Genomic DNA, 9,191 nt, shown 5'->3' on the forward strand with positions numbered 1-9,191 from the left:
ATCGCCATCGCCTCGTCGGGCATGATCAGGCCGTTCTTCCACAGCGAGATAATGCTCTGGATCTTGCGGATCAGCCCTTTGTCGGTGGTGCCGAGCTGCTCCTGGATCATCCCGAAGCAGTCGTCCGAATCCATGATCGAGAACTGCGGCTTCAGGCCGACGTGCTCGGCCTCCTGGCGCAGGATCTGCACGCCCAGCGAGTGGAACGTGCAGACGGTGAGCTGGTTGACGGGCACCTTGCGGCCTTCCTTGCCCGGCGTGGTGAGCGTCTTGCCTTCCAGCAGCTTCGACACGCGCTCGCGCATTTCGGCGGCCGCCTTGTTCGTGAACGTGACGGCGGCGATATGGCGCGGCTCGAAGCCCTTCGCTTCGATCAGGTGCGCGATCTTCTGCGTGATCACGCGTGTCTTGCCGCTGCCCGCGCCGGCGAGCACGAGACAGGGACCGTCGAGATAGCGCACCGCTTCGTTCTGAGCGGGATTGAGGCCTGCGGACATGATGGCGGATGGTGTTGCTGGTTGACGGCGGACGCCGGGAGGATGCCGTGCGCGGCAGGCTGGCGAAGCAGGCGGACACGCGGGGCAGGACGCGCATGTTAACACGTCGGCGGCGCGTATTTCGGGCACGCCGCCGGACGGGGGCGCGCGGGCTTGCCGGGCGGGCGCCCCCTGTCCGTTCGGCGTGGTCGTGGCTGTCCGCTCGGCCAATCTGGCCCTGTTCGCGCTGCGATCGGACACAATATGCACTCCCCGACGCCACCCGCGCCGCCCTCGCTTCAATGCGTTTCAACCACCGCAGGATCGACCTCATGGGATACCCGTTCGCCACCGCTGCCCTCGGCCCGCTGCTGTTCGCACAAGGGCGCTACGTGCGCCGCGTCACGCCGCGGCTGCCCGAGGCGGCCGGCCCGCGCGACGGCGTGGCCGGCGACGGCCCACCGCTGCGCGTGCTGGTGGTCGGCGATTCGGCCGCCGCGGGCGTCGGGGTCGCGACGCAGCACGATGCGCTCGCCGGGCAACTGGCGAACGCGCTGGCGGCCACGCACCGCGTGCGCTGGAAACTGCTCGCACGCACCGGCCTGACCACGCGGGAGCTGGTCGACTGGCTCGCCGCGGAGCCGGCCGAGCCGTTCGACGTGGCCGTGACGTCGCTCGGCGTCAACGACGTGACGGGAGGCGTGTCGCCCGCTCGCTGGCTCGCGCAGCAGGCCGAGCTGGTGCGGCTGCTCGCCGAGCGTTTCCAGGTCGGGCACGCGATCCTGTCGGCGGTGCCGCCGATGGAGCGCTTCCCGGCGCTGCCGCAGCCGCTCGCGTGGTATCTGGGGCGGCGCGCGAAGCGGCTCAACGCGGCGCTCACCGGCTGGGCCGGCGCGCAACCGCACTGCACGTTCCTGCGGGTCGACCTGCCGCTCGAACGCCATTTGATGGCCGCCGACGGCTTCCATCCCGGCGCAGCCGCGTGCGCGGTGTGGGCCGCGCAGGTCGCGGCCGCCGTGAGGCAGCGGCCGGGCGGATGATGGGGCGCGTTCGGGGGCTGACTGCCGCCACGGCTTGCCGGGGGTTGGGAGCCGGGAGCCGCGAGCCGGGAGCCGGGAGCCGGGAGCCGGGAGCCGCGAGCCGCGAGCCGCGAGCCGCGAGCCGCGAGCCGCAAACCAGCCAACCATACCGCGGCACGGCGCACGACCCCGCGCAAAATGCCAGCCTTCCCCGCGCAAGCGCCGCCTCGCTTCGTGCATTTCGCCCGACGCGTCTGTGCAAGCAGCGGCGCCATGCCAAAATAGCCGGTCGTCCTCGCGCCGCTCCGGCGCGCCATCCTTTAGTTTCCTTCGCAGCCAGGAATTGCCATGTCGTCATTGCTCAGGATTGGTTTGATGGGTTTCGGTTTCGCCGGCGCGACGTTCCACGCGCCGGTGATCGCCACGAGCGGCCGCACCGAAGTCGCCGCGATCGCGACGGGTCAGCCCGATCGCGCGCAGGCCGCGTATCCGGGCGCGCGCGTCGTCCCTGATCTCGACACGCTGCTCGGCCTCGATGACATCGAATGCGTGGTGATCGCCACGCCGAACGACACCCATTTCACGCTCGCGCGTCAGGTGCTCGAAGCCGGCCGCCACGTGGTCGTCGACAAGCCCGTCACGCTCACCGCCGACGAGGCGCTCGCCCTCGCGCGGCTCGCGAACGCGCGCAGCCGGCTGTTCGCGCCGTTCCACAACCGCCGCTGGGACGGCGATTTCCTCACCGTGCGCCGGATCGTCGAATCGGGCGAGTTGGGCCGCCTCACCTACTTCGCGTCGCACTTCGACCGCTTCCGGCCGACGCCGCGCACGCGCTGGCGCGAGGAGCCGGCCCGCGGCGGCGGCCTGCTGCTCGACCTCGGCCCGCACCTGATCGACCAGGCGCTCGCGCTGTTCGGCACGCCGGAAACGGTGAGCGCCACCGTCAAGACGCGCCGCGACAACGGCACGGCGCCCGATTTCGTGCACCTGCTGCTCGGCTATCCGGACAAGGACGTCGCGCTGCACGCGAGCGCGCTGTCGGCGATCGAGCCCGCGCGCTTCACGCTGCACGGCACGCGCGGCAGCTACCAGAAGTTCGGGCTCGACACGCAGGAAGACCAGCTCAAGGCCGGCCTCACCGCGGACGACGTCGAATTCGGCGGCGGCAATCCGCCCGGCCTGCTGCGCGTGCTCGACGGCGACGTCGAGCTCGAGCGGCCGGTGCCGACGCTCGACGGCCAGTACGCGGAGTTCTACCGCGCGCTCGCCGCGTCGATCCGTGATGGCGCGCCGTTTCCCGTCACCGCGCAGGACGCGGTCGACGTGATGACGATCATCGAGCTCGCCGCGCAGAGCGAACACGACGGCCGCCGGGTGCCGTTCGTGCGCCGCACGGTCTGACGACCGCCGGCCGGGTCGGTGCCGACCCGGCCACCCTCCGCGCCACGCCGCCAGGCATCGGCACCGGCGGCGCTTGTGTCTACCGCCACGCCGCCCCGCGGCCACGGCCCCGAACATTCCGTTACAAATGGTGCGGGAACGAAAGTCAGCGGTCGTCCGGTCTGACGCGTTTCTCAAAAAGTCGATTCGACACTTATCCGTCAGGAGAATGTGATGCAACGGTTGATTCGCGCAGCGGCATGCTGCGTCCTGGTTTCCTCGCTCGCGGCCTGTATCGTGCAGCCGCAGCGGCCGGCCCGGCAGGCGCCTCCGCCGTCGCGACCGAACCCGCAGGTCGTCGCGAACGACCGCATGCAGGAGGTCCAGGGCCGGATCGACAACCTGCATCGCCGCATCGACGCCCGTGTGAACGGCGGCTACTACCCGCCGCCCTACGGTGCGCAGCTGCACCACCGTCTCGACGTGATCCGCCAGGAAGCGAACGACATGTCGGCCCAGCACAACGGCGGCCTGTCCGGCGACGAGCAGCGTGTGCTGAATCAGGAACTCGACACGGCCGCGCGCGCGATCGGCGAGTAACGCGCCGACGCCCGCCGGTGCGGAGAAAAGCGGCGGCGCCGGCCGCCGCCGCTTGTCGCGAAGCGACATTCTTTTGCTCAAATTGACAAGGCCCACCCGCTCGCGTACAGTCGCCCGCACGCGTCGGGAGAGCGTGTGACCGGGTCGTTCCGACACCGGTTGCGCCGCCGAAGGGGCACACCCGCAAACTCTCAGGCAAAAGGACCGACCGCGTCGGGGAATCGCGTCCGCGCATTGCGCGGACACCTTACTCTCCCCGCACTCTGGAGAGCGGCAGTAGCCCGCAGCGCATTGGCTGTGCGGGCAAGCTGCCCACCGAAGGGGCGCGCGTTCGCCGGGCTTTGCCCGCAGCGCAATCTCTCAGGTATCGAGGACAGAGGGGCATGTACCGGATCGCTCGAGGCTATCAGCCGCGGCGGTCGGCACATGGCCGTTCTGATCCGCGCGCAAGCGCCTTGCCTGAGGCCTCGATGACTGCACTGAATCACACCCCGCTCAACGCCGCGCACCGCGCGCTCAATGCCCGCATGGTCGACTTCGGCGGCTGGGACATGCCCGTCAACTACGGCTCGCAGATCGAAGAACACGCTGCCGTGCGCACCGACGCCGGCATGTTCGACGTGTCGCACATGTGCGTCGTCGATTTCACCGGCAGCCGCGTGCGCGCGTTCTTCGAGCATGCGATCGCGAACCACGTCGGCAAGCTCAAGACGCCCGGCAAGGCGCTCTACTCGTGCCTGCTCAACCCGCAGGGCGGCGTCATCGACGATCTGATCGTCTACTACTTCACCGAAGAATTCTTCCGCGTGGTCGTCAACGCCGGCACCGCCGAGAAAGACATCGCGTGGTTCAACCAGCTGAACGAGCAAGGCGGCTACGGCCTGACCATCGCGCCGCGCCGCGACTTCGCGATCGTCGCCGTCCAGGGCCCGAACGCCCGCGAAAAGGTCTGGGCGACGGTGCCGTCCGCCCGCGCCGCCACCAGCGAGCTCAAGCCGTTCAACGCCGCGCAGGTCGCCGGCACGCCGTTCGGCGATCTCACCATCGCACGCACCGGCTACACCGGCGAAGACGGCTTCGAAGTGATCGTCCCGGCCGTGCACGTCGAAGTGCTGTGGAATGCGCTGCAGCAACACGGCGTGCGTCCGTGCGGGCTCGGCGCGCGCGACACGCTGCGCCTCGAGGCCGGCATGAACCTGTACGGCCAGGACATGGACGACACCGTCTCCCCGCTCGACGCGGGCCTCGCCTGGACGGTCGACCTCACCGCGCCGCGCGACTTCGTCGGCCGCGCCGCACTCGAAGCCAACGGCACGCGCGCCGCATTCGTCGGCCTGATCCTGCAGAAGGAAAACGGCAAGGCGGGCGGCGTGCTGCGCGCGCACCAGAAGGTCGTCACGCCGCACGGCGAAGGCGAGATCACGAGCGGCACGTTCTCGCCGTCGATGCAGGAATCGATCGCGTTCGCGCGCGTGCCGGCGGCCGTCCAGGTCGGCGACATCGTCCAGGTGCAAATTCGAGACAAGAATCTTCCCGCGCGCGTGGTAAAACTGCCGTTCGTGCGCAACGGCAAGGTCCTCGCTGCGTAACGACCGAGAGGCGGCCGCGGGGCCGCCTTCCGGCAAGCCGGGAGATGGCGCCCGGCGCAACCCTATTCGGCGTGCCATGGCGGCGCGCCAGCAGAACGAACACACCCTTTTATCCAGGAGCATCCGATGAGCAACGTCCCGGCCGATCTGAAATACACCGACGAACATGAGTGGATCCGCACCGAGGCGGACGGCACGCTGACGGTCGGCATCACCGATCACGCACAGAGCACGCTCGGCGACATCGTCTTCCTCGAGCTGCCCGAAGTCGGCAAGTCGGTGAACGCGGGCGACGCCGTCGGCGTCGTCGAATCGGTGAAGGCGGCATCCGACATCTACTCGCCGGTGTCCGGCGAGATCGTCGCCGTCAACGAAGCAGCCACTGACTCGCCGGAAGACGTGAACGGCGACGCATACGGCGTGTGGCTCTTCAAGATCAAGCTCGCGGCCGGCGCATCGACCGACAAGCTGATCGACGCCGACGCCTACAGCAAGCTGATCGACTAATTTCCCTACCCGAACCGCGCGGCGCCGGCCTCGGCGCGCGCGGGACCAGAGTCACGCCATGAAGCTCGAACACCCGGACCGCCTGATGAACCGCACGCCCCTCTCGCTCGCCGCGCTCGAAACGCATGACGCGTTCGCCGAACGCCACATCGGCCCCGACGCCGCCAGCCAGCAGGCCATGCTCGACACGCTCGGCTTCGCGTCGCGCGCCGCCCTGATCGACGCCGTGATCCCGGCCTCGATCCGCCGCGCCGAAACGCTGCCGCTCGGCCCGTTCGCGCAGCCGAAGAGCGAGGCCGAAGCCCTCGCCGCGCTGCGTGCGCTCGCGGACAAGAACCAGGTGTTCCGCTCGTATATCGGCCAGGGTTATCACGACACGCATACGCCGGCCGTGATCCTGCGCAACGTGCTCGAAAACCCGGCGTGGTACACGGCCTACACGCCGTACCAGCCCGAAATTTCCCAGGGCCGCCTCGAGGCGCTCCTGAACTTCCAGCAGATGGTGGCCGACCTCACGGGCCTCGCGATCTCGAACGCCTCGCTGCTGGATGAAGCGACGGCCGCGGCCGAAGCGATGACGCTGCTGCAACGCACCGGCAAGCCGAAGTCGAACGTGTTCTACGTGGCCGACGACGTGCTGCCGCAAACGCTCGAAGTGATCCGCACGCGCGCGCTGCCGATCGGCATCGAGGTCAAGACGGGCCCGGCCGCCGACGCGGCGCAGGCGAACGCGTTCGGCGTGCTGCTGCAGTACCCGGGCGTGAACGGCGACGTGCGCGACTACCGCGCGCTCACCGACGCGATCCACGCGGCCGGCGGCCACGTGGTCGTCGCGGCCGACCTGCTCGCGCTCACCGTGCTGACGCCGCCCGGCGAATGGGGCGCGGACGTCGCGATCGGCAACACGCAGCGCTTCGGCGTGCCGATGGGCTTCGGCGGCCCGCACGCCGCCTACCTGGCCGTGCGTGACGAATTCAAGCGCCAGATGCCGGGCCGCCTCGTCGGCGTGACGGTCGACGCGCAGGGCAAGCCCGCGCTGCGCCTCGCGCTGCAGACGCGCGAACAGCACATCCGCCGCGAGAAGGCCACGTCGAACGTGTGTACCGCGCAGGCGCTGCTCGCGATCATGGCCAGCATGTACGCGGTCTACCACGGCCCGCACGGCCTGAAGACGATCGCGCTGCGCGTGAACCGCATCGCGGCGCTGCTCGCGGCCGGCGTGAAACAGCTCGGCTTCGTGACCGTCAACGACACGTTCTTCGACACGCTGACGATCGACACCGGCGCGCGCACCGCGCAGGTCCACCAATTCGCGAAGGCGAAGCGCATCAACCTGCGCCGCGTGAGCGACACGCAAGTCGGCGTATCGGTCGACGAAACGACGACGCGCGACGACCTCGCCGATCTGCTCGACGTGTTCGCGCAAGCCGCGGGCGGCACCGCGCCGGCCGTCGATGCGCTGGACGCGGGTCTCGCCGGCGTCGCCGCGCTGCCGGCCGGCCTCGAGCGCACGAGCGCATACCTGACGCACCACGTGTTCAACCGTCACCATTCCGAAACCGAAATGCTGCGCTACCTGCGCAGCCTGTCGGACAAGGATCTCGCGCTCGACCGCTCGATGATCCCGCTCGGCTCGTGCACGATGAAGCTCAACGCGACGTCGGAAATGCTGCCCGTCACGTGGCCCGAGTTCGGCGGCATCCATCCGTTCGCGCCGGCCGAGCAGACCGTCGGCTACCGCGAGATGATCGATCAGCTCGAGGAAATGCTCGTCGCGGCCACCGGCTACGCGGCCGTGTCGCTGCAGCCGAACGCGGGCTCGCAGGGCGAGTACGCGGGCCTGTTGATCATCCACGCGTACCACGCATCGCGCGGCGAAGGCCATCGCGACGTGTGCCTGATCCCGGCATCCGCGCACGGCACGAACCCGGCATCCGCGCACATGGCCGGCATGAAGGTCGTGGTCGTCGCCTGCGACGCGCAGGGCAACGTCGACATCGCCGACCTGAAGGCGAAGGCCGAGCAGCATTCGGCGAACCTCGCGGCGATCATGATCACGTATCCGTCGACGCACGGCGTGTTCGAGCAGAACGTCCGCGAGATCTGCGAGATCGTCCATGCGCACGGCGGCCAGGTGTACGTCGACGGCGCGAACATGAACGCGATGGTCGGCCTGACCGCGCCGGGCCAGTTCGGCGGCGACGTGTCGCACCTGAACCTGCACAAGACCTTCTGCATCCCGCACGGCGGCGGCGGCCCGGGCGTCGGCCCGGTCGCGGTCGGCGCGCACCTCGCGAAGTTCCTGCCGAACCAGCGCTCGACCGGCTACGCCCGCGCGGAAGACGGCATCGGCGCGGTATCGGCCGCGCCGTACGGCTCCGCGTCGATCCTGCCGATCTCGTGGATGTACATCGCGATGATGGGTGCGAAGAACCTGACCGCCGCGACCGAAACCGCGATCCTCAACGCGAACTACATCGCGAAGCGCCTCGCGCCGCACTACCCGGTGCTGTATTCGGGCCCGGGCGGGCTGGTCGCGCACGAGTGCATTCTCGACCTGCGTCCGATCAAGGAAACGAGCGGCATCAGCGTCGACGACGTCGCGAAGCGCCTGATGGACTACGGCTTCCACGCGCCGACGATGAGCTTCCCGGTGCCGGGCACGCTGATGGTCGAGCCGACCGAATCGGAATCGCAGGAAGAACTCGACCGCTTCATCGCCGCGATGATCGCGATCCGCGAGGAAATCCGCGCGGTCGAGGAAGGCCGCGCCGATCGCGAGGACAACCCGCTGCGTCACGCGCCGCACACGGCGGCCGTCGTCACCGCGAACGAATGGCCGCACGCGTACTCGCGCGAGCAGGCCGCGTACCCGGTCGCGTCGCTCGGCACGAACAAGTACTGGCCGCCGGTCGGCCGTGCGGACAACGCGTACGGCGACCGCAACCTGTTCTGCTCGTGCGTGCCGATGTCGGACTACGCATAACGCCCGTCTCGCACCGGAGCGTCCGACCGTGAACCCACCGCACGCAGCCACCGGTTGCGTGCGGTTTTTACGTTCGCCGCCCGGCCAACCGTTTCACGCTCGCCCGCCAATCCGGCTAACATCACACGCGATCCAGCCAATGAAGGAGTTCCGCATGGTGCGTCCGATGTTTCCGGGCCATGGTGCAACAGCGAGGCGGCCGCGCACCCGCGCGGGCCGCTACGTGCCGATGCTCGTCGCAGCGCTGTCGCTGGCCGCCGCCGGCCTCGGCGTGTCCGGCAGTGCGCGCGCGGCGATGAATTTCTGCGCGGCTCCGGCGCTGCAGGCGAGCGAGACGACGCAGGCCGAGCCGGGCGTGCAGGCGCTGATCCGCAGCGTCGACGCGCGCATCGGTGAGCAGCCGAAGGCGATGGCGCGCGTGCACACCGAGGGCACGCTGCCGCACGAAGGCATCTATGACCAGAGTGCGGCCGCGCTCAAGGACATGGACCTGATGCGCGATGCGGCGCTCGCGTGGCGCGTGACGAACGCGCCGCGCTACCTGCAGCTCGTCGACCGCTTCCTGTCCGCGTGGGTCTCGACCTACCAGCCGAGCTTCAACCCGATCGACGAGACGCGCTTCGAGAGCCTGATC

Annotated in this window: 8 protein-coding genes and 2 riboswitches; of the genes, 7 read left to right on the forward strand and 1 reads right to left on the reverse strand. The window is 69.5% G+C overall.

Annotation, left to right across the window (positions count from 1 at the left end; all coding sequences use genetic code 11):
• The coding region (locus JMF90_RS11795; protein ID WP_201325124.1) for a UvrD-helicase domain-containing protein at positions 1-602 on the reverse strand (602 nt) is incomplete at its 3' end.
• A gap of 206 nt (positions 603-808) precedes the next feature.
• Between JMF90_RS11795 and JMF90_RS11800 the strand changes: the two genes are divergently transcribed.
• The 7 genes from JMF90_RS11800 to JMF90_RS11830 all read left to right on the forward strand — a co-directional run.
• Positions 809-1,516 carry an SGNH/GDSL hydrolase family protein gene (locus tag JMF90_RS11800; RefSeq protein WP_054928237.1) on the forward strand — a complete coding sequence of 236 codons (708 nt, stop codon included), beginning with the start codon at positions 809-811 and terminating at the stop codon, positions 1,514-1,516.
• A 327-nt stretch (positions 1,517-1,843) separates the two neighbouring features.
• Positions 1,844-2,896, forward strand: a complete 1,053-nt coding sequence (locus JMF90_RS11805; protein ID WP_054928236.1) for an oxidoreductase — start codon at positions 1,844-1,846, stop codon at positions 2,894-2,896.
• 213 nt (positions 2,897-3,109) lie between these two features.
• Positions 3,110-3,475 (forward strand): hypothetical protein, encoded by a 366-nt coding sequence (locus JMF90_RS11810; protein WP_012327637.1) that lies wholly within the window; start codon positions 3,110-3,112, stop codon positions 3,473-3,475.
• A gap of 114 nt (positions 3,476-3,589) precedes the next feature.
• A riboswitch (glycine riboswitch) is annotated at positions 3,590-3,693 on the forward strand.
• A gap of 35 nt (positions 3,694-3,728) precedes the next feature.
• A riboswitch (glycine riboswitch) is annotated at positions 3,729-3,862 on the forward strand.
• Positions 3,863-3,945: 83 nt separating this feature from the next.
• Positions 3,946-5,064, forward strand: a complete 1,119-nt coding sequence (gene gcvT, locus JMF90_RS11815) for a glycine cleavage system aminomethyltransferase GcvT (RefSeq protein WP_054928235.1) — start codon at positions 3,946-3,948, stop codon at positions 5,062-5,064.
• 126 nt (positions 5,065-5,190) lie between these two features.
• A complete protein-coding gene (gene gcvH / locus JMF90_RS11820; RefSeq protein ID WP_054928234.1) occupies positions 5,191-5,571 on the forward strand; it encodes a glycine cleavage system protein GcvH in 381 nt (126 codons plus the stop codon).
• Positions 5,572-5,629: 58 nt separating this feature from the next.
• Complete coding sequence (gcvP, locus tag JMF90_RS11825; protein ID WP_054928233.1) at positions 5,630-8,557, forward strand: aminomethyl-transferring glycine dehydrogenase; 2,928 nt, start codon at positions 5,630-5,632, stop codon at positions 8,555-8,557.
• A gap of 154 nt (positions 8,558-8,711) precedes the next feature.
• Positions 8,712-9,191 (forward strand): alginate lyase family protein (locus JMF90_RS11830; RefSeq protein WP_201325123.1); only part of this gene is annotated, 480 nt, incomplete at its 3' end.

Origin of the sequence: Burkholderia sp. E168m23 (assembly GCF_016586125.1) — a bacterium.
Taxonomy (GTDB): Bacteria; Pseudomonadota; Gammaproteobacteria; order Burkholderiales; family Burkholderiaceae; genus Burkholderia; species Burkholderia orbicola.

What these genes read in the sequence shown, in the direction of transcription:
- JMF90_RS11800 (WP_054928237.1), top strand. Translation starts at nt 809, where the DNA reads ATGGGATACCCGTTCGCCACCGCTGCCCTCGGCCCGCTGCTGTTCGCA.
- JMF90_RS11805 (WP_054928236.1), top strand. Translation starts at nt 1,844, where the DNA reads ATGTCGTCATTGCTCAGGATTGGTTTGATGGGTTTCGGTTTCGCCGGC.
- JMF90_RS11810 (WP_012327637.1), top strand. Translation starts at nt 3,110, where the DNA reads ATGCAACGGTTGATTCGCGCAGCGGCATGCTGCGTCCTGGTTTCCTCG.
- gcvT (WP_054928235.1), top strand. Translation starts at nt 3,946, where the DNA reads ATGACTGCACTGAATCACACCCCGCTCAACGCCGCGCACCGCGCGCTC.
- gcvH (WP_054928234.1), top strand. Translation starts at nt 5,191, where the DNA reads ATGAGCAACGTCCCGGCCGATCTGAAATACACCGACGAACATGAGTGG.
- gcvP (WP_054928233.1), top strand. Translation starts at nt 5,630, where the DNA reads ATGAAGCTCGAACACCCGGACCGCCTGATGAACCGCACGCCCCTCTCG.